This window comes from Actinomadura meridiana (assembly GCF_039537545.1).
In the GTDB taxonomy this organism is placed as follows: domain Bacteria; phylum Actinomycetota; class Actinomycetes; order Streptosporangiales; family Streptosporangiaceae; genus Spirillospora; species Spirillospora meridiana.
Window position 1 is genome coordinate 113037 of sequence record NZ_BAABAS010000020.1, and the last position, 21775, is coordinate 134811.

19 protein-coding genes and 1 riboswitch are annotated in these 21775 nt (G+C 69.4%); of the genes, 11 read left to right on the forward strand and 8 right to left on the reverse strand.

All coding sequences use genetic code 11. The features are described 5' to 3' along the window. Positions 1–98 precede the first annotated feature (98 nt). Positions 99–1934 carry an acyl-CoA dehydrogenase gene (locus ABD808_RS26520; RefSeq protein WP_344901689.1) on the reverse strand — a complete coding sequence of 612 codons (1836 nt, stop codon included), beginning with the start codon at positions 1932–1934 and terminating at the stop codon, positions 99–101. A 565-nt stretch (positions 1935–2499) separates the two neighbouring features. On the opposite strand from ABD808_RS26520, the gene ABD808_RS26525 reads away from it, so the two are divergent. The 9 genes from ABD808_RS26525 (at position 2500) to ABD808_RS26565 (ending at position 14280) form a co-directional block, all read left to right on the forward strand. Then, on the forward strand, positions 2500–3714 hold the full coding sequence (locus tag ABD808_RS26525; RefSeq protein WP_344901692.1) for a glycosyltransferase family 2 protein: 1215 nt from the start codon (positions 2500–2502) through the stop codon (positions 3712–3714). A gap of 1 nt (position 3715) precedes the next feature. Next, positions 3716–6019 carry a right-handed parallel beta-helix repeat-containing protein gene (locus ABD808_RS26530; protein WP_344901695.1) on the forward strand — a complete coding sequence of 768 codons (2304 nt, stop codon included), beginning with the start codon at positions 3716–3718 and terminating at the stop codon, positions 6017–6019. Next, positions 6012–7961, forward strand: a complete 1950-nt coding sequence (locus ABD808_RS26535; protein WP_344901698.1) for a right-handed parallel beta-helix repeat-containing protein — start codon at positions 6012–6014, stop codon at positions 7959–7961. The genes ABD808_RS26530 and ABD808_RS26535 overlap by 8 nt, the downstream gene beginning before the upstream one ends. After that, positions 7958–9085: a right-handed parallel beta-helix repeat-containing protein gene (locus ABD808_RS26540; RefSeq protein WP_344901701.1), complete on the forward strand. Its 1128-nt coding sequence runs from the start codon at positions 7958–7960 to the stop codon at positions 9083–9085. Before ABD808_RS26535 ends, ABD808_RS26540 begins: the two co-directional genes overlap by 4 nt. Positions 9086–9138: 53 nt before the next feature. Beyond that, complete coding sequence (locus tag ABD808_RS26545) at positions 9139–10467, forward strand: UDP-glucose dehydrogenase family protein (RefSeq protein ID WP_344901704.1); 1329 nt, start codon at positions 9139–9141, stop codon at positions 10465–10467. Between the two features lie 52 nt (positions 10468–10519). Continuing rightward, a riboswitch (guanidine-III (ykkC-III) riboswitch) is annotated at positions 10520–10581 on the forward strand. A gap of 30 nt (positions 10582–10611) precedes the next feature. Beyond that, on the forward strand, positions 10612–10938 hold the full coding sequence (locus ABD808_RS26550) for a DMT family transporter (protein ID WP_344903501.1): 327 nt from the start codon (positions 10612–10614) through the stop codon (positions 10936–10938). Between the two features lie 156 nt (positions 10939–11094). Further along, positions 11095–11880 (forward strand): sporulation protein, encoded by a 786-nt coding sequence (locus ABD808_RS26555; protein WP_344901707.1) that lies wholly within the window; start codon positions 11095–11097, stop codon positions 11878–11880. 85 nt (positions 11881–11965) lie between these two features. Next, the gene (locus ABD808_RS26560; RefSeq protein ID WP_344901710.1) at positions 11966–13435 is read left to right on the forward strand and encodes a hypothetical protein; all 1470 of its coding nucleotides are present in this window, start codon (positions 11966–11968) and stop codon (positions 13433–13435) included. An 83-nt stretch (positions 13436–13518) separates the two neighbouring features. After that, positions 13519–14280, forward strand: coding sequence for an SDR family oxidoreductase (locus tag ABD808_RS26565; RefSeq protein ID WP_344901713.1), 762 nt, complete (start codon positions 13519–13521; stop codon positions 14278–14280). On the opposite strand, the gene ABD808_RS26570 is transcribed toward ABD808_RS26565, so the two are convergent. Both ABD808_RS26570 and ABD808_RS26575 read right to left on the reverse strand, forming a co-directional pair. Further along, the gene (locus ABD808_RS26570) at positions 14267–14872 is read right to left on the reverse strand and encodes a rhomboid family intramembrane serine protease (protein ID WP_344901716.1); all 606 of its coding nucleotides are present in this window, start codon (positions 14870–14872) and stop codon (positions 14267–14269) included. The two genes, ABD808_RS26565 and ABD808_RS26570, sit on opposite strands and share 14 nt — an antisense overlap. An 80-nt stretch (positions 14873–14952) precedes the next feature. After that, positions 14953–15279 (reverse strand): WhiB family transcriptional regulator, encoded by a 327-nt coding sequence (locus ABD808_RS26575; protein WP_344901719.1) that lies wholly within the window; start codon positions 15277–15279, stop codon positions 14953–14955. Positions 15280–15436: 157 nt separating this feature from the next. Between ABD808_RS26575 and ABD808_RS26580 the strand changes: the two genes are divergently transcribed. Further along, positions 15437–15889, forward strand: a complete 453-nt coding sequence (locus ABD808_RS26580; protein ID WP_344903504.1) for a GNAT family N-acetyltransferase — start codon at positions 15437–15439, stop codon at positions 15887–15889. Between the two features lie 48 nt (positions 15890–15937). Here ABD808_RS26580 and ABD808_RS26585 read toward each other — a convergent pair whose 3' ends face one another. The 4 genes from ABD808_RS26585 to ABD808_RS26600 are packed head-to-tail and all read right to left on the reverse strand — an operon-like array spanning position 15938 to position 20373. After that, the gene (locus tag ABD808_RS26585; RefSeq protein ID WP_344901722.1) at positions 15938–17197 is read right to left on the reverse strand and encodes an alpha/beta hydrolase; all 1260 of its coding nucleotides are present in this window, start codon (positions 17195–17197) and stop codon (positions 15938–15940) included. Continuing rightward, entirely contained in the window at positions 17188–18930 is a 1743-nt protein-coding gene (locus ABD808_RS26590) for a sensor histidine kinase (RefSeq protein ID WP_344901725.1), read from the reverse strand. The genes ABD808_RS26585 and ABD808_RS26590 overlap by 10 nt, the downstream gene beginning before the upstream one ends. After that, a complete protein-coding gene (locus ABD808_RS26595; RefSeq protein WP_344901728.1) occupies positions 18920–19609 on the reverse strand; it encodes a response regulator transcription factor in 690 nt (229 codons plus the stop codon). The genes ABD808_RS26590 and ABD808_RS26595 overlap by 11 nt, the downstream gene beginning before the upstream one ends. A 38-nt stretch (positions 19610–19647) precedes the next feature. Further along, entirely contained in the window at positions 19648–20373 is a 726-nt protein-coding gene (locus ABD808_RS26600) for an SDR family oxidoreductase (protein WP_344901731.1), read from the reverse strand. Between the two features lie 83 nt (positions 20374–20456). Here ABD808_RS26600 and ABD808_RS26605 point away from each other — a divergent pair, with 83 nt between their 5' ends. Next, a complete protein-coding gene (locus ABD808_RS26605) occupies positions 20457–21317 on the forward strand; it encodes a LysR family transcriptional regulator (RefSeq protein WP_344901734.1) in 861 nt (286 codons plus the stop codon). On the opposite strand, the gene ABD808_RS26610 is transcribed toward ABD808_RS26605, so the two are convergent. Further along, entirely contained in the window at positions 21276–21773 is a 498-nt protein-coding gene (locus tag ABD808_RS26610) for a nuclear transport factor 2 family protein (protein ID WP_344901737.1), read from the reverse strand. The genes ABD808_RS26605 and ABD808_RS26610 overlap by 42 nt on opposite strands. Positions 21774–21775: the final 2 nt, after the last annotated feature.

Consider the following 21775-nt stretch of genomic DNA (forward strand, 5'->3'; position numbering starts at 1 on the left):
GGGGGGACTGACGGAGGGACGCGCCCACAGTAGCCACCCCCGGCGGCCCCCCGCCAAACACCCTGGCGGGAGGCCACCGCGCGCCGCGAGCGGATCGTTCAGAACGCGGCTTCGGGCATGTCCATCACGTCGAGATCGGTTCCCTCGACGACGGCGCGGTCGGCCGCGAGCCGGGGCAGGACGGTCCGGGCGAAGAACTGCGCCGCCGCGACCTTGCCGGTGTAGAACGCCTCGTCGGAGTCGGACACGTCGCCGCCGCCGAGCGCGGTGAGCGCGATCTCGGCCTGGCGGCACAGCAGCCAGCCGACGATGAGGTCGCCGAGGGCCAGCAGCAGCCTGGACGTGTTGAGCCCGACCCGGTACAGCTCCTTCGGGTTCTCCAGCGAGCCGAGCGCCCATCCGGCCATCGGCTCGATGATGCCCTGCACGTCGTCCAGCGCCCGGCCGACCAGCGTCCGCTCGTTCTTCAGCCGTCCGTTGCCCGCGCCCGAGTCGGCGAACGCCCTGATCTCGCCGAGGAGCACCTTCAGCGCCTCGCCGTTGTCGCGCAGGATCTTGCGGAAGAACAGGTCCTGCCCCTGGATCGCGGTGGTCCCCTCGTAGAGGGTGTCGATCTTGGCGTCGCGGATGTACTGCTCGACCGGGTAGTCCTGGAGGTAGCCGGAGCCGCCGAGCGTCTGGAGCGACTCGGCGCCGAGCAGCGCGTACGCCCGCTCGGACCCGAAGCCCTTCACGATCGGCAGCAGCAGGTCGTTGAGCTTCTCGGCCGTCTCGTCCTTGCGGCCCTCGTGCTCGGCGACCTGGACGGCGTCCTGGTAGGACGCGGTCAGCAGCACGAGTGCCCGCATGCCCTCCGCGTACGCCTTCTGGGTCATGAGGCTGCGCCGGACGTCCGGGTGGTGGGTGATCGTCACGCGCGGGGCGGCCTTGTCGGTCATCCGCGTCATGTCCGCCCCCTGCACCCGCTCCTTCGCGTACTCGAGCGCGTTGAGGTAGCCGGTGGACAGGGTGGCGATGGCCTTCGTCCCGACCATCATCCGCGCGTACTCGATGACGAGGAACATCTGCTTGATGCCCTCGTGCACGTCGCCGACCAGGTAGCCGACCGCCGGGTGCTTCTCGCCGAACGTCAGCTCGCAGGTCGTGGAGACCTTGAGGCCCATCTTCTTCTCGACGTTCGTCACGTACGCGCCGTTGCGCTCGCCCAGCTCACCGGTCTCCAGGTCGACCATGTACTTGGGGACGAGGAACATCGACAGGCCCTTGGTGCCCGGGCCGGCGCCCTCGGGACGGGCCAGCACCAGGTGGAAGATGTTCTCGGCCATGTCGTGCTCGCCCGAGGTGATGAAGCGCTTGACGCCCTCGATGTGCCAGGTGCCGTCGGGCTGCTGGACGGCCCTGGCCCGCCCGGCGCCGACGTCCGACCCGGCGTCCGGCTCGGTCAGCACCATCGTGGCGCCCCACTTGCGCTCACGCGCCAGCTCGGCGAACCGCTTCTGCTCGGGCGTGCCGATGCGCCACAGGATCTGGGAGAAGCCGGGGCCCGAGGCGTAGATGTACACCGCCGGGTTCGCGCCGAGGACCTGCTCCGAGACGGCCCAGAACAGCGAGCGCGGGGCCTGGCTGCCGCCGAACTCGGGCGCGAGGTCGAGCCGGTAGAACTCGGCGTCCATCCACGCCTGGAACGACTTCTTGAACCCGTCCGGCATGGTGACGGCGCCGGTGGCGGGGTCGAAGACCGGCGGGTGGCGGTCGGCGTCCGCGAAGGAGTCGGCGAGCGGTCCCTCGGCCAGCCGGGCGACCTCGGCCAGGACGCTGCGCGCGGTGTCCTCGTCGATCTCCTCGTACGGGCCGCCGCCGAGGAGGTCCTGGCGCCTGAACACCTCGAAGAGGTTGAACTCCAGGTCGCGGAGGTTGCTCTTGTAGTGCCCCATTCGAGCCTCCGTTCAATCTCCGCGGCGGCCGGGACCCGCCCGCGTACTGGTGAGTAACCACTTCTCATGCTACCCGCTGGTAACCAGTGCTGGAACCCACGAAACGGCAGGGAGATGGGGTGCGGCTCACATCAGACCACCTCCGGCCACATGGAGTGACGCATCTCATATCCCGTCCCAGTCGTCACTACTAGCCAGTAGGCGAAACGTATAAATCGCTAAAAATGTGATTTACCCGACAAATCGCAAGATCGACTCTTCTGGTCGGCGACCGAACCGGAGTCGGGTGGTTGAACTAACGGAGATCAAGCTGTCAGTTTGATGATGATTCGCCGTGATCGCTTGACAGCGAACTGGACAGTCCCGTATAGGGCCTGACGGTGTAGGCCAAATGTGGCCGAACCTGACGAACGTGAACCATCATCTGGTCTGCTCCCTCTTATTCGGATGGAGCGCGGGGGGACCACCGACTGATCATTGCCCCTCGCCCCATGCAGAGGAAGGTTTGATCTTGTCGTCTGTCACGGGGTGGCTGAATGATGCCTGGAGTTCGATCACGGGGACCGTGTCGTCGGGCGACTGGCGGTCGTTCGTGCCGCTGGGTCTCGCGGGCCTGCTCGTCTGGGGCCTGTGGCTCTACCGCGTCGTCCTGTCCCGCCTGTACAAGCCGGTGGTCAACAACTTCCGGGCGACCACCTCGGTAGTGGTCCCCTCGTACCGCGAGGACCCGGAGATCATGGTCCGCTGTCTGGAGAGCTGGCTGGCCCAGGACCCGGACGAGGTCATCATCGTGATCGACATCGCCGACACCGAGGGGCAGCGGCGGCTCACCCAGGTCGAGGACCCGCGGCTGCACATCCTCGTCTACGAGCACTCCGGCAAGCGGTCGGCGCTCGGCGTCGGCATCCGCGCCGCCCGCGGCGAGATCGTCGTGTTCGCCGACTCCGACACCTGGTGGCAGCCGGGGCTGCTCGCCGCCGTGCAGATGCCGTTCGAGGACCCGCAGGTCGGCGGCGTCGGCACCCAGCAGAACGTTTACCAGCGCACCACCAGCGTGTGGCGGCGCATCGCCGATTGGCTGGTCAACCTGCGCTACTACGACTACGTCCCGGCGATGGGCTCCAAGGGCGGGGTCGCGTGCCTGTCCGGCCGCACCGCCGCGTACCGGCGCTCGGTGATCCAGCCGGTGGTGGAGAACCTGGAGAACGAGTTCTTCCTCGGCCGCCGGTGCATCGCGGGCGACGACGGCCGCCTCACCTGGCTGACGCTGTCGCAGGGCTACAAGACCGTGCACCAGTCGTCGGCACGCGCGATCTCGATGTTCCCCGACTCGTTCCGCGCGTTCTTCAAGCAGCGCATCCGCTGGAGCCGCAACTCCTACCGCTGCTACCTCACCGCCCTGTGGAAGGGCTGGCTGTGGAAGACCCCGTTCGTCACCAAGGTCACCGTCCTCCAGATCCTGCTGACGCCGGTGACCATGGGCGTCACGCTCGGCTACCTGATCCTCAGCCGGATCATGGGCAACCTGCACCCGCTCGGCATCGGGCTCGCGATCGGCTGGGTGCTGCTCGGCCGCGCCATCCGCGGCTGGTCCCACCTGCGGCGCCACCCGAGCGAGATCCTGCTCCTCCCGCTGGCCGTGTTCGTCGTCATCCTGATCTCGCTTCCGATCAAGCTGTACGCGTTCATCACGATGAACAAGCAGGGCTGGCTGACGCGCTCCGCCGACCAGGTCGGCGGCGCGGGCCAGAGCGCGAGCACCCTGCAAGGGGTGAGATGACGTGCCCTTCGCCCACCCCGGCTCCCCGTGGGGGAGCCTGAAACGCCGCTCGGCGGCCGTCGGGCTGGCCCTGGCCATCGGCCTGGTCCCGCTGGCGCTGAGCCCTGTCGCGACGGCGCGCGCGGCACCACCGGCGCCGACGACGACGACGGACCGCCGTGCCCCCCTGGTCGACCAGGAGGACCAGCGGCTGCTCCAGATCCGGTCCGTGCTGGCCGCGCTCCTCCAGAGCGGCGGGCCGACCGCGGTCGCGGCGAAGCAGCCGATGATCTTCGGTTCCAGCCACGGCAAGACGCTCGTCCTGCCCTCGCTGAACACCGACCAGCCCTACACGATGGCCGACCTGGTCAAGTACGGCGGGAAGTACGTCAGGCGGCTGCCGGACGGCTCCTTCCTGCTCGGCATCCACGTGTTCCTGGCGGACGGCGCGAAGCTTGTGCTCCAGAGCGGGGCCCGTCCGCTGACGATCCGCATGGGCAGCCTGCCGACCGCGTTCAGCTCGATCGTCAGCCTCGGCGGTGAGATCACCGTCAAGGGCACCGCGCAGGCCCCGGTGCGGATCCTGAGCTGGAACCCCCGGACCGGCAAGCCCGACACCGACTCGCTGGACGGGCGCGCCTACATCCGCGCGGTCGGCGGCGAGTTCCACATGTCCTACGGCGCGGTCGCCGACCTCGGCTTCTGGAGCGGCCGGACCGGCGGCGTCGCGTTGACCGGCACCGACCGGCCGTCCAGCGAAAGCAAGCACCTCACGAAGGAACAGCGGCACGAGAACAAGGAGAAGCGGGAGCAGCAGAACAAGAACCGGGGCGGTGGCGGCGGCGGCCCGGGCGACATCGAGGTCGAACAACCGGGGGGCACCGCGACGCACGTCCCGGCGGCCGACCTGGTGACCGGATCCATCGACCACAGCACGTTCGGCGGCAACGCCTACGGGCTGTTCGTGTCGGGGTCCAACCAGACCCAGATCACCAACATCAAGGTCACGAACAGCCTGGTGGACGGGCTGGTCATGCACCGGTTCACCAAGAACGCCACGATCGAGAACGTCTCGGTGACCGGCAGCCGCCACGACGGGTTCGTGCTGGCCCGGGCCACCGAGAAGATCCGGATCACCGACAGCGCGGCCATCAACAACGGCCACAACGGGTTCACCGTCAACGGCACCGCGCTGGCCGAGGGTCCGTCGGCGTCCGGCGAGTCGCTGGAGACCTTCGGCGACAGCTCGATCAACAACAGCCGGGCCGAGAACAACGGCCACTACGGCATCGAGTTGCTCGGCGGCGACAAGCTGTCGGTGCAGAACTGCAAGGTCGTCGGCGGTGACATGGGCATCGTCGTCCGGTCGGCCGCCACGCGCGTGCAGATCTCCGGCAACCGGCTGTCCAAGCAGGTCCGGCAGGGCATCTCGCTGCGCGACGGCGTCCGGGACGCGAGCCTCGCCGGAAACTCGATCTCCGGCCCGCGCACCGGCATCTACCTCAGGGACTCGTCGGGCAAGCTCACCGGGAACGTCATCAAGGGCGCGGACGCGCACGCCGTGACGCTGCTCGGAGACTCCGACGGCACGGAGGTCCGCAGCAACACCTTCGAGGGATCGGGCACCAGCGCGATCAGCACGTCCCGCTCGCACGGCGACGTGACCAAGAAGGACAACAACACCGACCACTGGACCGACACCGCCACCCTGTGGATGAAGGCCCGGCGTTACCTGAAGCCGATGAACTTCATCTGGGGGTGCGTGTTCATCGTGGTCATCGTGTCGATGATCCGGGCGCGGGGCAGCCGCCAGCGGTTCGCCCGGTTCGGCATCCACCCGTACGCGCTCCAGCGGCCGGTGGAAGCACGGGAGACCTGGCGGCTTCCGCACCGCGGCGACCGGCCGCGGACGCGGCAACGCCCGGCCGAGGCCCAGGCGCGGGGCACGGGCGGTGACCTGCGGTCGACGACCGTGACCGTGCCCGGCATCCCCCTGCCCGGCCGCCGCCAGGACCCGAACGGCGGACAGCCGAACGGCGGACAGCCGAACGGCGGGCGCCCCAACGGCGGGCGCCCCAACGGCGGCCAACCGAATGGCGGACAGCCGCAACGCGGTCCGCAACCCCAGCGCGGCGGACAACCGCAGCGTGGCCCACAGCCGCAACGCGGCCAGCAACCCCAGCGGGGTCCGCAGCCCCAACGTGGGCAGCAGCCCCAGCGCGGCGCGCCGCAACGCGGTGCGCACGGGCCGCAACCGCAGCAGGGACCGCCACCCGGCGGGCCGCCGCGGCAAGGCTTCCCGCAACCCGAACGAGGAGGTGTCTGAGATCAGCGGGTCACAGCAGAACCCGACCCCGCCCGCCCTTCCGCACGACCCCCCGCCGCCCAGGTCGAGAAAGGGACGCCGGACCCTGACGGCGCTGCTCGTCCTCGGTCTGGCGGGCGGCGCGGCCTACGGCTACCGCGTCTACTCCGACCAGATGGCCGGGATGCCGGACGTCGACGACGTCTCGGCCTCCTCGGCGCGGCAGCAGTCGGAGCTGGTCGACCAGGAGGACCTGCGGATCATGCAGATCCGCGCGAAGCAGGAGTCCGACGTCGCGGGCGGCGGATCGGCGGCAGCGCAGGCGCGCACCCCGCGGATGCTCAACTCCGCGAACGGTCGTACCCTGATGCTCCCGCAGCGCCGCGAGCCCTACTACGTGGCGGAGCTGGCCAAGCTCGCGGGCCAGGACTTCCAGAAGCAGAGCGACGGGTCGTACCTCCTACGGGTCAACGTCATGGTCGGAGCCGGAGGCAAGCTGATCTTGCAGAGCTCCACCGGCCCCCTGACGATCCGGATGCGCAGCGTCCCCGGCTCGTTCACCTCGATCGTCAGCACCGGCGGCAACGTCAAGATCAACGGCTCGGCGCAGAACCCCGTCCACATCACGAGCTGGAACGACGAGACCCACCGGCCCGACACGCGGGTGGACGACGGCCGCGCCTACATCCGCGCGATCGGCGGTTCGTTCACCATGACGCACGGCGAGGCGTCCGACCTCGGCTTCTGGAGCGGCCGGACGGGCGGCGTGGCGCTCACCGGCTCGGACCGGCCCGACTCCTCCGCCGAGCCGACCGGCCAGGCGGTGCCGCCGCGGGCGGTGGCGCTGCCGGGCGGAGCGAACGACGGCACCCGGGGCGGCCGCGAGACCGTCGAGGTCGCGATCGCTGGCAAGGCGGGCGGAAACACGTTCCGTGTGCCCGCCTCCAGCCTGGTGACCGGGCAGATCGACAACTCGACGTTCGCGGGCAACGCGTACGGCGTGTTCGTCACGGCGGCCAACCAGACGCAGCTCAGCAACCTCACCATCCGCGACAGCCTGGTGCACGGGGTGCTGCTGCACCGGTTCGCCAAGAACGCCACGATCGAGAACACCAAGGTCAGCGGCAGCCGCGGTGACGGGTTCGTGCTGTCGCGCGGCACCGAGGGCGTCCGGATCAGCAACTGCACGTCCGAGGGCAACGGCGGCAACGGCTTCACCCTGAACGGGCAGCCGTTCGCCGAGGGGCCCTCCGCGTCCGGTGAGGCGACGACCGCTTTCGGGCAGAACCTCGTGAGCAGCAGCATCGCCAGGAACAACCGGCACTACGGGTTCGAGGTGCTCGGCGGGAACGACGTCGCCATCCAGAACAACCGCGTCAGCGGCGGCGAGATGGGCATCGTCGCCCGCGAGATGGCGGCGCGCGTCCACATCGCGGGCAACCAGGTGCGGGACGCCGACAACCAGGGCATCGTCCTGCGCGACGGCGTCACGGCCGCCACGATGTCGGGCAACATCGTCACCGGCACCCGGACGGCCCTGTACGTCCGCGACTCCAGCGGCACCATCAGGGGCAACACGGTGCAGTCCGCGACGCGGCACGCGATCACGCTCAAGGGCAAGGTCAAGGGCAGCGTCATCACCGGCAACACCTTCAGCGGTGCCGGGCGGGGTCCCACGGACTACGACCGGGCCGTCGGCACGTACCAGAGCAAGGACAACAACACCACGAACTGGGACGAGACCGTGGGTCTCAAAACGTGGATCAAGCGGATCTTCAAGCCGATGAACGTCATCTGGGGCAGCGTGTTCCTGCTCGTCGTCATCTCGATGTTCCGGTCGCGCAACGCCGGGTTGCGCATCGGCCGCCTCGGCGTCCATCCGTACGAGCAGCAGACCGCGGTTGAGGAGCGGCCCGTCCGGCTGCTCCGCCACGACGTTCCCAAGGAGCCGATCCGCCGATGAAACCCAAGATCGATTTCAAGTTCCTCGCGGGCCTGCTGGTCGGCGCGGTCGTGGTGGGGGTGGCTGTGTTCCTCCTGACCGGCGGAGACGACGACAAGGACTCCAAGACGACGTCCGACGGCAGCACGATCCACCCGGTGGAGACCGGCGACGACGACCAGGGCAAGGAAGGCGAGAACGGCGGGGCCCAGGGCGGCGAGGAGCTGTCCCTGCCCGTCCCCGAGGGCGGCGGCAAGATCAAGTGTCCGGGCGCGACGAAGACGGTCGGTGACACCGAGGCCCTGAAGTCGGCGCTCGCGCAGGCGAAGCCCGGCGACGTCATCAGGATGAACGCGGGCACCTACACGGGCACGTTCACGGCGAAGACGTCCGGGACGAAGGACCAGCCGATCTACCTGTGCGGCGACGCGAGCGCGGTCATCGACGGCGGCGGCGTGAAGAAGGGCTACGGCTTCCACCTGGACGGCGCCAACTACTGGCGGCTCATCGGCTTCACCGTGAAGAACTCCCAGAAGGGCGTCATCGGCGACACCACGAACGGGTCCATCATCCAGGGCCTGACCGTGCACGACATCGGCGACGAGGCCATCCACCTGCGGAAGTTCTCCACCGGCAACACCGTCCAGTACAACAAGATCTACAACACCGGGCTGCGGCGCGAGAAGTTCGGCGAGGGCGTCTACCTCGGCAGCGCCGAGTCCAACTGGGGAAACGTCACCGGCGGCAAGCCCGACAAGAGCGACAACAACGTCGTGCGCGGCAACGTCATCCGGGCCACCGCCGAGGCGATCGACATCAAGGAGGGCACGACCGGCGGGAAGATCCTCAACAACGTCTTCGACGGGTCGAGGACCGGCGGCGACAAGCACAACGACTCCTGGGTCGACGTCAAGGGCAACAACTACCTGCTCGAAGGCAACAAGGGCACCAAGACCCCGGTGGACGGCTTCCAGACCCACGAGATCCTGGACGGCTGGGGCAAGGGCAACATCTTCCGCAACAACACCATCACCCTCGCGGGTGGCTCCGGCGTCGGCATCAACGACGTCAAGGGCGGCAACACCATCAGCTGCGACAACAAGGTCACTGACGGGAAGCTCACGAAGAAGGGCGCCTGCTCATGACGGCTCCCGAAGCCGCAGAAGCTACTTCATCCGTCAACGCACGAGGAGGAAACATGAACACGACGGAGCTTCCGAGGCTGACCGTCATCGGAACGGGATATCTGGGCGCGACGCACGCCATCTGCATGGCGGTCCTCGGTTTCGAGGTACTCGGTGTCGACGTCGACCAGGCCAAGATCGACAAACTGGCGTCCGGTGAGGTGCCCTTCTTCGAGCCGGGGCTGCCCGAGCTGCTCACGAAGGCGCTGGAGTCGGGGCGGCTGCGCTTCTCCACCTCGTTCGAGGAGGCGGGCGAGTTCGGCGACGTCCACTTCGTGTGCGTCGGCACCCCGCAGCAGGCCGGGTCGGACGCCGCCGACCTGAGCTACGTCCACGCCGCCTTCCGGTCCCTGGCCCCGCACATGCACCGCCGCGCGCTGGTCGTCGGCAAGTCGACGGTGCCGGTCGGGACGGCCAAGCAGCTCGCCGAGACCGTCCGGGACCTGGCGCCCGCCGGGGCCGAGGCGGAGCTGGCCTGGAACCCCGAGTTCCTGCGCGAGGGCTTCGCCGTCGACGACACGATGCGTCCGGACCGGCTGGTGTTCGGCGTCGAGTCGGAGTGGGCCGAGGAGCGGCTGCGGGCCGCGTACAAGCCCGTCCTGGACCTCGGCACCCCCGTGGTGCGGACCGACCTCGCCACCGCCGAGCTGGTCAAGGTCGCCGCCAACTCGTTCCTCGCCACCAAGATCTCCTACATCAACGCGATGGCGGAGGTGTGCGAGGCCGTCGGCGCCGACATCAAGGACCTGGCCGACTCGCTCGCCCTCGACGACCGGATCGGCGGCAAGTTCCTCAAGCCGGGCCTCGGCTTCGGCGGCGGCTGCCTGCCCAAGGACATCCGGGCGTTCGCCCACCGCGCCGAGGAGATCGGCGTCGGGCAGGCCGTCTCGTTCCTGCGCGAGGTCGACGACATCAACCGGCGCCGCCGGGCCCGCACCGTCGACCTGGTCCGGGAGATGCTCGGCGGGATCTCCGGCAAGCGGATCGCGGCGTGGGGCGCGGCGTTCAAGCCGAACTCCGACGACATCCGGGACGCGCCCGCGCTGGACGTGGCGCGCACGATGCACGGCCTCGGCGGTCACGTGCGGGTCTTCGACCCGGCCGCGCTCGACAACGCCCGCCGCGCGTTCCCCGACCTGCGGTACGGCGACAGCGCGTTCGACGTGGCGCGGGACGCCGACGTCGTCGTCCTGCTGACCGAGTGGTCGGAGTTCCGGGAGGTCGACCCGGAGGCGCTGGCCGAGGTCGTCAAGCACAAGAGGATCGTGGACGGACGGCACGCCCTCAACGCCGACCAGTGGCGCGCGGCCGGCTGGGAGTACCGGGCCCTCGGCCGCTCCTGATCCACGGTTCTGTCAGCTAGGGAATGCCCTGTGGCACAGGGCCGTTGAGGCGGATGAGGGCCATGGCCCTCCCGGACGAGGTGCGTCGTACCCGGAAGGCGAAGACGGCGCGTGACAGTAGTCGTCTCGTCCCGGGAGTACGTCATGGCCTGGATCCTCGTCATCGCCGCCGGCCTCTTCGAGGTCGCGATGGCCCTGTGCCTGAAGGGCAGCAAGGGGTTCACCGAACCGCTGCCGTCCGCCGGTTTCCTCGTCTTCGCCGTGACGAGTTTCGGCCTGCTCAGCGTGGCCCTGAAGGACCTCGACGTCGGCACGGCCTACGCCGTCTGGGTCGGGATCGGCGCGGTCGGGACGGCGACGCTCGGCATGCTGCTGCTCGGCGACCAGGTGTCCGCCCTCAAGATCGCCGCACTGGCGTTCATCCTCGTCGGCGTCGTCAGCCTCAACCTCGCCGGAGGCGGCGGCCACTGACCGACACAAGAACGGCCACCAGAGCCCGCCGTCAGAACCAGCCGCCAGAACTGGTCACCGGAACCGGCCATTCGCAGGTCACGGCGGGATCGAGGAACGTACTCTCCCGTAACAGCGTCTATGGGACGACAGCGCCCTAACACGGGAGGACGGACCTTGGTCTTCAAGAAGCTGCGGCAGGCGATGGGCATCGGCGGGCCCTCGATCGAAACCACCCTGCACGACCCCAACGCCACGCCCGGCGGCGTCGTCTCCGGCGAGATCACGATCATCGGCGGCCAGTACAACTCCGACATCAAGACGGTGAACCTCGCCCTGCGTACCAGGGTCGAGGTCGAGTCGGGCGACAGCGAGTACACCTCCAACCTGGAGTACTCCAAGATGCCCGTCGCCGGGGGCTTCAGCCTTCAGGAGGGCGCCCGGCACAGCGTTCCGTTCCAGTTCGCCATTCCGTGGGAGGCTCCGCTCACCCACATGTACGGGCGTTCGCTGCACGGCACGACGGTCGGGCTGGCCACGGAGCTGGAGGTCGCGGGCGCGCTCGACCCGGGCGACCTGGACCCGATCGCCATCCACCCGCTGCCCGCGCAGGAGCGCATCCTCGCGGCGTTCTCGAACCTCGGCTTCCACTTCCGCAACGCCGACTGCGAGAAGGGGCGCATCTGGGGCGTCCACCAGGAGCTGCCGTTCTACCAGGAGATCGAGTTCCACCCGCCGGGCCAGTACGCGCGCGGCATCACGCAGCTCGAGGTGACGTTCGTGTCGTACCCGCAGTCCATGGAGGTGGTGCTGGAGTTGGACAAGCGCGGCGGCGTGTTCACCGAAGGCCACGACGCTTTCAGCCGTTTCACCGTCGACTACGCGACCGTCGACCACACCAACTGGGAACAGCAGCTCGACGGCTTCCTCCAGGACGCCGGACGCCGCCGCGGCTTCTTCTGACCTTCTCCGGTGAGCCCCTCCGCGATGGCGATCGCGGAGGGGATCCGCATGTGAAAGCACGTAGAAGCACGCAGAAAGAGAGTCCGTGCCCCAGCCCCCCGGCCTGAACGCCGCCGAACGGCGCCTGTGGAACGCGTTCCCCACCGGCACGACCGTCGTCCTCGGCGAGGACCGTCCCACCGGTCCGCTCCCCGAACGGATGGTGCGCGCGGAGATCATCACGCGGCTGTTGCTGGGGGCGGGCGACGCTCGTCCGGGCTCGGTGGCCGCCGTCCGGCTGCGCGGCGCCTACATCACGGGACGCCTGGACGTGGCGGGCGGCTCCGTCGAGCACGAGCTGCTGTTGCGGGACTGCCGGCTCGTCGAAGAGCCCGACTTCTCGAACGCCGAGACCCGCCAGCTCCGGCTCAACCGCTGCAAGATGCCGGGCTTCGACGGCGGCGGCCTGCGCGCGGACGGGTTCCTCAGCCTGTCCGGGGCGGAGATCGACGGCGAGGTCCGGCTGCTGCGTGCCCAGCTCAGCGGCGGTCTGCGGATGAACGGGACGGTGATCAACGCGCCGAGCGAGGAGCGGTGGGCGCTGTCGGCGGGCGCACTCGTCGTGGACGTCGGCGCGTTCATCCGGAAGGCGACCATCACCGGCGGCGTGCGGTTCGTCGGGGCGCGGATGAACGGCGGGCTGTTCATGGAGGGCACGACCCTCGTCAACCCGGGCCGCCTCGCCCTGGACGCGCAGAACATGGTCGTCGAGGACACCGCCGAGTTCAGCCACGGGTTCACCGCGTTCGGCACCATCCGGCTGCGCAGCGCCCGGTTCAACGGCATCCTGTCGTTCTCCCGGGGGATCCTCGACTCCGCCGACCCCGGGCGGATGGCGCTGCACGCCAGCCACATGCAGGCCGACGAGCTGCTGCTGTGGCCCGAGGAGAAGATCCGGGGACGGGTGTCGCTGTCCTACTCGCGGATCTCGCTGATCATGGACCATCCGTCCGTCTGGCCGGACGAGCTGTACCTGAACGGCATGACGTACGAGACGCTGCGCGGCGCCGAGTTCAGGGACCGGCTCAGCTGGGTGTCCCGCGACCCCGAGTTCCATCTCCAGCCGTACGAGCAGCTCGCCGCCTGGTACCACGGCATCGGCCACGACGATCTGGGCCGCAAGGTGCACCTCGCGAAGCTGCGCGCCAGGCGCCGCCATCTGAACCCGGTCGGCAAGGCGTGGAACCAGCTTCTCGACTGGACGGTCGGGTTCGGTTACCGTCCCTGGCTGGCCTTCGCCTGGTTCGCGGCCCTGCTCGCCATCGGCACGACGGTGTTCTCCATCGAGGAGCCGCGTCCGATCAAGCCGGGGAACGAGCTGCCGTCCTTCCACGCGCTGATCTACACGCTCGACCTGCTGATACCGCTCGACACGTTCGGGCAGCAGTTGTCGTACGACGCGGTGAGCTGGTCGCGTTGGGTGGCGTACGGGCTCGTCACGATCGGCTGGGTCCTCGCGACGGCTCTGATCGCGGGCGTCACGCGGGTGCTGCGGCCCATATCCGGCCGGAACTGACCCGTCCCACCGAACCCAACCGCCGAACTCGTGGGCCGCCCCCGGCGTCCACACGAGTAGGGGATCCACCAGAATGGGGCGCCATGGGCACGTATCTGATCACGGGGGCGACCGGCGGCATCGGGACGGCCGTCGCCGAACTGCTGCGCGAGCGCGGCCACGACCTCGTCCTCACCGGCCGTTCGCTCGAACGGCTGGACCGGCTGGCGGAGCGGCTGCGCGGCGGGGCGCACGCGCCCACCCAGGTCATCGACCCGGGCGCGGCCAGGTCGGCGCAGCACACGGGACGGAACCACACCGCGTCCATCACGACGCTTCCGCTCGACCTGACGGCGCCGCTGCGCATCGAGGCGTCCCTCGCGGCGGCCGGGCTGCCCGCGCGGCTGGACGGCGTCGTCCACGCGGCGGGCATGGTGCACCTCGCGCCAGTCGCCGACCTGGAGGCGGACGAGTGGATCCAGCACCTGTCGGTCAACCTGGTGTCCGCCGCCGAGATGACGCGGCTGCTGCTGCCCGCCCTGCGCGCGGCGGAGGGGCACATCGTCTTCGTGAACTCGACCGCCGGGCTGCGCGCCAACCCGGAGTGGTCGGCGTACGCGGCGAGCAAGTTCGGCCTGCGCGCCCTCGCCGACTCGCTGCGCGCGGAGGAGCCGTCCTTGCGCGTCACGACGGTCTACCCGGGGCGGACGGCCACGGACATGCAGCGGAAGGTGCGCGCCCAGGAGGGCCACCCATACGCCGAGGACGACTTCGCGGCCCCCACGACCGTTGCGCGCGTGCTGGTGTCGGCCCTGGAGACGCCGCGCGACGCCGTCGTCTCCGACATCACGGTCAGGCCGAACTAGCGTCCCGGCTCCGGCGCAGGAAGAAGGCGCCGAGCACGCCGCCGACCAGCCCGAACAGGTGGCCCTGCCACGAGATGCCGGGGTCGCCCGGCAGGACGCCGAGCAGCATCGTCCCGTAGACGGCGACGACCACGACGGCGATCCCGATGTCGAGGGCCCGGCGCTCGAAGATCCCGCGTCCCACCAGGTAGCCGAAGAACCCGAAGATCAGGATGCTGGACCCGAGCGTGTTGCCAGACCCGGTGAACCACACCCCGAGGCCGCCGACCACGATGACGATCAGGCTCGCGACCAGGAACTTCGCGATGCCGCGCGCCGCCGCGACGAACCCCAGCACGACGAACGGGACGGTGTTGGCCATCAGATGCCCGAACCCCCCGTGCATGAACGGCGCGGTGAAGATGTCCGGCAGGTCGCCGATGTCGCGGGGCGTGATCCCGAACCGGTCGAACCACCCGTCGCTGGCGCTGTCGAACGCCTCCAGCAGCCACATCACGGCCGTCACGGAGCCGATCAGGATCGCCGAGGAGAGCGCGCGGCTCCCGTGCTCGGCTAGCGCCGCGGAACGTTGCCTTTCGGGGGTATAGCTCATGTCAGCCACCGTAGGTCTGGACGCCGCCGTACCGTCGACGCGGCTTTACCGTCAACGCGCGAAACGCCCAGAAGGTGCCTCTATGCAGCGGAAGCGTGCTCCGGCTCCGACGCGTCACCGCGGACGACGATGACGGGCAGGGGCCTTCGGGCGGGAGCGTCGGCCGTGCGGCGCAGATATCGGCGCTCCTCCGGCGTCGTCCCGCCCCAGATGCCGTCGGGCTCGCCGACGCGCAGCGCCCAGGACAGGCAGTCTGCGATCACGGGACAGTTCGCACAGATCGCCTTGGCCGCGTCCTCCTGTGCCTGGAGCACGGGCGCGGAGTAGCCGATCGGGAAGAACAGGTCGGGATCGGCACCGCGGCAGATGGCGTGGTCGCTCCAGTGTTCCTCGTTCTCGTTGTGCATTGGCGTCTCCCTGCGCGGCAACGAGACCACCGGCGGTTTCCGCTCAACGGGTGGTCTCCACTCAGCGTAGTACTACGGCTCGTAGTACTACAAGAGGTTCGTAGTCGTTGCAAGTTAGCGTCCGGATAACCTGTGCTGTGTGCAGCGTGATCAAGAAGTGACCTTCCGCGAGGCGACGGTGGACGATCTGCCCCAGATCGTCCGACTACTCGCCGACGATCCCCTGGGAGCCACCCGCGAAACACCCGGGGACGAGATTCCGGACGCCTACTTCGCCGCCTTCGCCGCCATCGAGAAGGACCCGAACAACGCCGTCATCGTCGCCGAGGTCGCCGGAGAGGTCGCGGGCACGCTGCAACTGACCTTCATCCCCGGCCTCACCTACACCGGCGCCGAACGCGCCCAGATCGAGGGCGTCCGGGTGGCCTCCTCCCAGCGCGGCCGCGGCCTCGGCCAGGAAATGGTCACCTGGGCCATCGACCGCGCCCGCGCCCGGGGCTGCCGCGTCGTCCAGCTCACGACCGACCGGCAGCGTCCCGACGCCATCCGCTTCTACCAGCAGCTTGGCTTTCGGCCGTCCCACATGGGCATGAAGTTCCACCTGGCCTGACGCACGCCAGGACTGGCCTGACGCTCGTCGGGACTGGGCTGACGCGCGTCAGGAGGCGTGCGCGACTTCGTACTGGGGCGTGACGTCCTTGGGGTGGCGACGTCCGGTGAGGATCGCGTCGAAGTCCTTGCGGCCATGCAGATGCCGTTGGAAGAACGCGAGGACGTAGGTGGTGGTGATTGCGCGCTGGCGTGTTTCGGTGAGTTCGCGGTCGTCGGTCTGGGGGCCGTCCGGGAACTGGGTTCGACAGGTGCCCGGGCGGGTGCCTGGTAGCGCGTCGTCCTTGGAGCCGACCTGGCCGCCGGACGGGGACCACTCGGTGTTGTAGTTGTCGTGGTTGCCACCGGCGAGCGTGTACCGGTAGATGGGCGCGCGGTTGTGCCCGGCGGAGTCCTCGAAGTAGTGGCCGGTGTTGACCTGGTCGCAGGTGCCCCACATCACCGCGAACGGGACCTTGGTGACGATCTCCTCGTTCCAGTTGTCGGTCGGCGCGAGCGCGAACGCGGCCCGCACGGTCACACCGGTCGGCCACTCGGAGCGCCGCTGGTCCGCGACCTGCTGCATGACCCCGCCGCCGCCCATCGAGTGCCCGATCGTGCCGACGTTGGAAAGGTCGACGTGCCCGGCGAACCCGACGTCACGGGGCCGGTGGGTGCGCGGGTCGGTGAACTTGCCGCGTAGCGGGCCCGTTCCGCTGGACGACAGGCGCTGCCACATCGCGAGGTGCGCGTTGATCAGCGCGGCGCGGGCGTAGTAGACGGTGTCCGCCTGGCCCTCAGCGGTGGCGTTGATGCCGTTCGTGCCGATCGACACGATTACGAAGCCGCGTTCGGCCAGCTTGCGGCCGAGGTAGGCGTATCCGTTCAGGCTGGGGAGCGGTGGCGTTCTCCCGGCGCACGGCCACCGCCAGATCAGCGCTCCGGTCTTCTCCAGGATCTTTTCCTGTCGTTCTTCTTCTGCGGTGTCCCCTTTGCGCTGCGCCTCTTCAAGGGCGCGCTGGGCGGCGGCATTGGCGTCGGTGGCCTTGCGGTCGGCGCAGGTCTGCCAGCTTCCGTGCTCGATGACGATCAGCGGGTGGCGGCCGTGCTCCAGGTCGCGGGGGTAGTAGACGGTCCCGGCCAGCTCGTTGGCGCCCTCGTACCCGATCTTGGCGGGCGGCCGGAACGCCGAGTCGCCGAGGTCGTAGGCGACCGTCCCCACTGCGGTCGGCCTGGTCGTCGCGGCCTGGGTCGTGGCCGTTGTCATCCCGGCGGCCGTGCACGTCACCGCGGCGACGGCCAGTGCCACCGCTCTTTTGATCATCCGCATGGCGCGGACGGTAACCAACGAATGTCAGAAACCTGTGTGGGGATGCGGATGGTGAACGTCGATCCGGCCCCGACGGTGCTGGTGGCGGTGGCCGTGCCGCCGTGCGCCTCCGCGAGTTTGCGGACGATCGCCAGCCCGAGGCCGCTGCCGCCGCCCCGACGTCCCCGGGACTTCTCCGCCCGCCAGAAACGGTCGAACACGTGGGGCAGATCGTCCGGGGCGATTCCGATTCCTGTGTCGGACACCTCGATCACGGCCTGGTCGTGCTCGGTTCGGGCCGTGACGACGACGCGTCCGTCCGGGCCGGTGTGGCGCAGGGCGTTCGCGACCAGGTTGTCGACCATCTGCCGCAACCGCACCGGGTCGGCGGTGAGTGTCACGTCGCCGAGCTCGTAGTGGACCCCGTCGCGGCGGTGGAGCACGTCCGCGAGGCTCGCCGGTTCGGGGTGCAGCCGGAGCGCGCCCGCGTCGGCCAGGGCGAGATCCTGGAGGTCGTCGACGATGTGCTGGAGCTGGAGGGCCTCGTCCAGCAGCGAGTCGATCAGCGCCGGGTCCGTGTCGGCGACGCCGTCCTGGGTGGCCTCCAGCCAGCCGCGGATGTTGCTCAAGGGGGTCCGCAGCTCGTGCGCGATGTCGCTGACCATGTCCCGGCGCAGCCGTTCCGACCGGGCCAGGCTCGCGGACATGTCGTTGAACGCCGCGGCCAGCTGCGCGATCTTGTCGTGCCCGCGCACCGTGACGGGGGCGGCGCCGTCCCCGGCCGCGATACGCTGCGCGGCCCCGGTGAGCGCCCGCAACGGCCGCGTCAGCCGCGCCGCCGCCAGCACCGTGACGGCGATGGTGAGCGCCAGGACCGCCGTCGCGGTAAGACCGATACGCAGCCGGTTTCCGGTGGACAGGTCGAACGGCGAGGACGCGGCACCGGTCGCGTTGGTGATGAACAGCAACGCGGCCGGGGCGACATAGGGCGCCAGCTGGTCGCGCCGGGCCGAGGTGAGGCAGCCCCGCACCCGGTCGTCCGCTGGCGCGGCCCTCGGTACTCCGCTGGGGGACGGCGTCCAGTTCAGCGCCGCGTCCAGCCGCACCACGGAGGCGCCGAGACAGCGGTTGACCGCACCCGTGAGCTGGCTCAGCGCGGCCGACTCGCCGGGGGTGGGTTCGGCGAGCCGGGCGCCGCCGCACCCGGCGACGGCCTGGGCCGGGGCGCCCCGCACGCTGGGGTGGCCGTTGAACTGCGCGACAACGGCGCCCGACCCGGTGCGTTCCTGGACGCAGCTCAGCACGCGCCGCGCGAGACCGTCCAGCCGTGCCCGGTCCGTCGCGGTCAGGCGGAACGGGCCGAGCGCCGTGGGGGCGATCCGATCCGCGGCACCGGGCACCAGCGACGAGTCGACCGCCAGCGGATCGACCACCGCCGAGGCGTCGCGCGGCACCCGGTTGCCGGGCATCGAATCGGCGAGCGGTGCGCGGTTCATCGTGCGGACGACGACGCGGCGTCCGGTCGAGGCGGCCAGCTCGTCCACCACCGGCCCGACCTGTGACCAGGTGCGATGGGTCGCCGCGTAGTCGAGCAACGCCGTGTACACGCGGTTGTCGGCGGCGAGCGCGCGCCCATGCTCCTGCCGGATCGCACCGGTCGTCGCACGGACCGCCAGCGAAACGGTCGCGCCAGTCGAGCACACCGCGATCAGGACCGACGCCGCGAGCAGGCGAGCCAGCAAGCTACCCCGCATCGGGCCCCCTGGCGGTCAACTTGTAGCCCACCCCGTACACCGTGACCAGGCGTCGCGGCGGGCCCGGCCTTGGCTCGATCTTCTTGCGCAGGTTCATGACGTGGACGTCGATCGACCGCTCGGTGACGGACCCGTCGAACCCGTGCATCCGTTCCAACAGCTGGGCCCGAGTGAACACCCGTTCCGGTTCGGCGGCCAGGACCGCCAGCAACGTGAACTCCCCCGGCGTGCAGTCCACGGCGAGCCCGTCGCAGTGCACTTCGTGGCGCACCACGTCCACGGTGAGACCACCCACCCGCAACAACGGACCCGCGCCGGGGGCTCGGCGCAACAGCGTCCGTACTCGCGCGACAAGTTCGCGGGGGCTGAACGGCTTGGTCATGTAGTCGTCGGCGCCCAGATCCAGGCCGAGCAGCAAATCGTCTTCGGTCGACTTGGCCGTGAGCATGAGAATCGCGACCTCGGACTCCCGCCGCAGGACGCGGCACACGTCCAGGCCGTCAACGCCCGGAAGCATCACGTCCAGCACCACGAGATCGGGCGGCTGCCGCCGAGCCTCCTCGATCGCGGAACGGCCGTCGCGCGCCATCACGACCGCGTGGCCTTCACGTTCGAGATAGCGGCGGATCAGCTCGGCCTGGCTCTCGTCGTCCTCGACCACCAAAATGTGTGCGCACACGCGCCGGAATGCTACTGAATCGCGTCAGTTCGTCCGGGTCACCAGGGGACGACACCCGCGTCGTCGAAGAAGCCGCCACGCGGTCCGTCATCGGGCAGGGTGGCGAGTCGGATGGCGATCGCGGCGCCTTGCTCGGGCGTCCGTGGCGCGTTGAAACCGGTGAAATCGGTCGCCACATAGCCGGGGCACGCGGCGTTCACGATGACGTTCGTATCCTCGAACCTTCGGGCGTACTGGGCCGTGACGCTGTTGAGCATCGACTTCGACGGCGCGTACGCGGCCATGATCGGGCCGGTCCGCAGCGTCAGCGAACCCATGTTGCTCGACATGTTGACGATGCGCGGCGATTCCGCGCGGCGGAGCAGCGGCAGCATCGCGTTGGTCACCCGAACGACCCCGAACACATTGGTCTCCAGGACGGTGCGGACGACGTCGAGGTCGAGCGTCGTCGGATCCTGCACGCCCCCGTCGATCCGGCCGGAGATGCCCGCGTTGTTGACGAGGACATCGAGCCGTCCCACCGTCCGCTCGATGGTCGCGGCCGCCGCGCTGACACTCTCGTCGGAGGTCACATCAAGCGCGACACCGAAAGCGTCAACCCCCGCCTCCTTCAAACTCGCGACAGCCTTCTCCCGCCTGGCGTCGTCGCGCGCCCCGACCACGACCGTGAAGCCGATCGCCCCGAGCCCCTGCGCGATGGCGAAGCCGATTCCCTTGTTGGCGCCGGTGACCAGCGCGGTCTTGGTCTCGTTCACTCGATCCATGCTGGCCAGGCATGAACTCGCTTGTCCAAGACAACCTCAGCACGGCGTAATACCCACCAGGTATCAGCCGGTAGGCTCCGCCCATGGATGATCTGGAGACCCGTGAGCTGCGCTACTTCGTCGCCGTCGCCGAGGAACTGAACTTCGGACGCGCCGCCGAACGCCTCGGGATCTCACAACCACCCCTCTCCCGCGCGATCCGCCAGATGGAACGTCGACTAGGCGTCCAACTCCTCGACCGGGACCGTCGTGGCACGGCACTCACCGACGCAGGTCACGTCCTGCTCCGCGAGGCGCGAGCGGCCCTCGACGCGATCTCGACCGCCGCCGCCCGGACGCGGCGTGCCGCCAATCCCGACCAGCCGCTTGTGCTCGCGACAAAGGCCGGGGCATCCCACGAACTCCTGCAACGACTTCTCGACTCGCTTGGCGAGACCCCGGTCCAGATCTTCCTGTGCGAGGTCGGCGAGCAGGCGGGGCTGCTGCGCGACGGGCGTGCCGACGTGGCACTCATGCACCGCCCGTACGACGACCTGACCGGGTTCGACACCGAAGACCTCTTCGTCGAAAGCCAGGTCGCGATCCTTCCCGCGAAGCACCCGCTCGCGTCGCGCGAGAAGCTCACGCTGGCGGACGTCAGCGACGTCCCGGACCTGCCGATAGCTCGATGGCCCCGGCTCGACGGCTCCTACCCCGAAGGACCCGGACCGGAGGTGCACACCCAGTCACAACTCGCCCAGCTCGTAGCACTCGGCCAAACATTGCTCGTCATTCCCGCGTCCAGCCGTGCCTGGCAGTGGCCCCAACATGTCGCGGTCCCCGTCGTCGACGCACCGGACGTCACCACGGTGATCGCATGGCAACCGAACAACCACTCACCGGCGCTCGCATCACTCGTCCGCTCAGCGACCGGACTCCGCGACACCACGCTCTCCACGTCCTGAAAGCTCGGCACCAAGCGCCTCATGCCACAGAGCAGTGTCGGTGTACTGGTGCAACCACGAAATCAGACCGTCCGTCACCCGCCACAGATGGACGAACTCCGCCTCGTACTCACGTCCGGTAGCACGCACACTGCCGCGATAGTGCCCGGTAACAACGACCACTCCATCAGTCGTCTCATGCCAGGTCTCCGCATAGGGAGCCGTGTCGAACTCGGCGAACACCGCACCCCAAACCCGCACAAGCGTCTCGCGCGGCCCCCGAAAGGCACCCCCGGCCCCACACGGCAGCCCCGGCGCGGTACGCGCCTCGAACTCAGGATGCAGGACGGCCAGAATCCCCTCCCCATCCCCCACCTGCGCAGCACTGTAAAAACGCGCAACAACGTCCGCCTCAGCCCTCACACCCAACCCCAATATTAGAGACCACGTTCTAAAATAACCGTACAGGAGGCTCACCC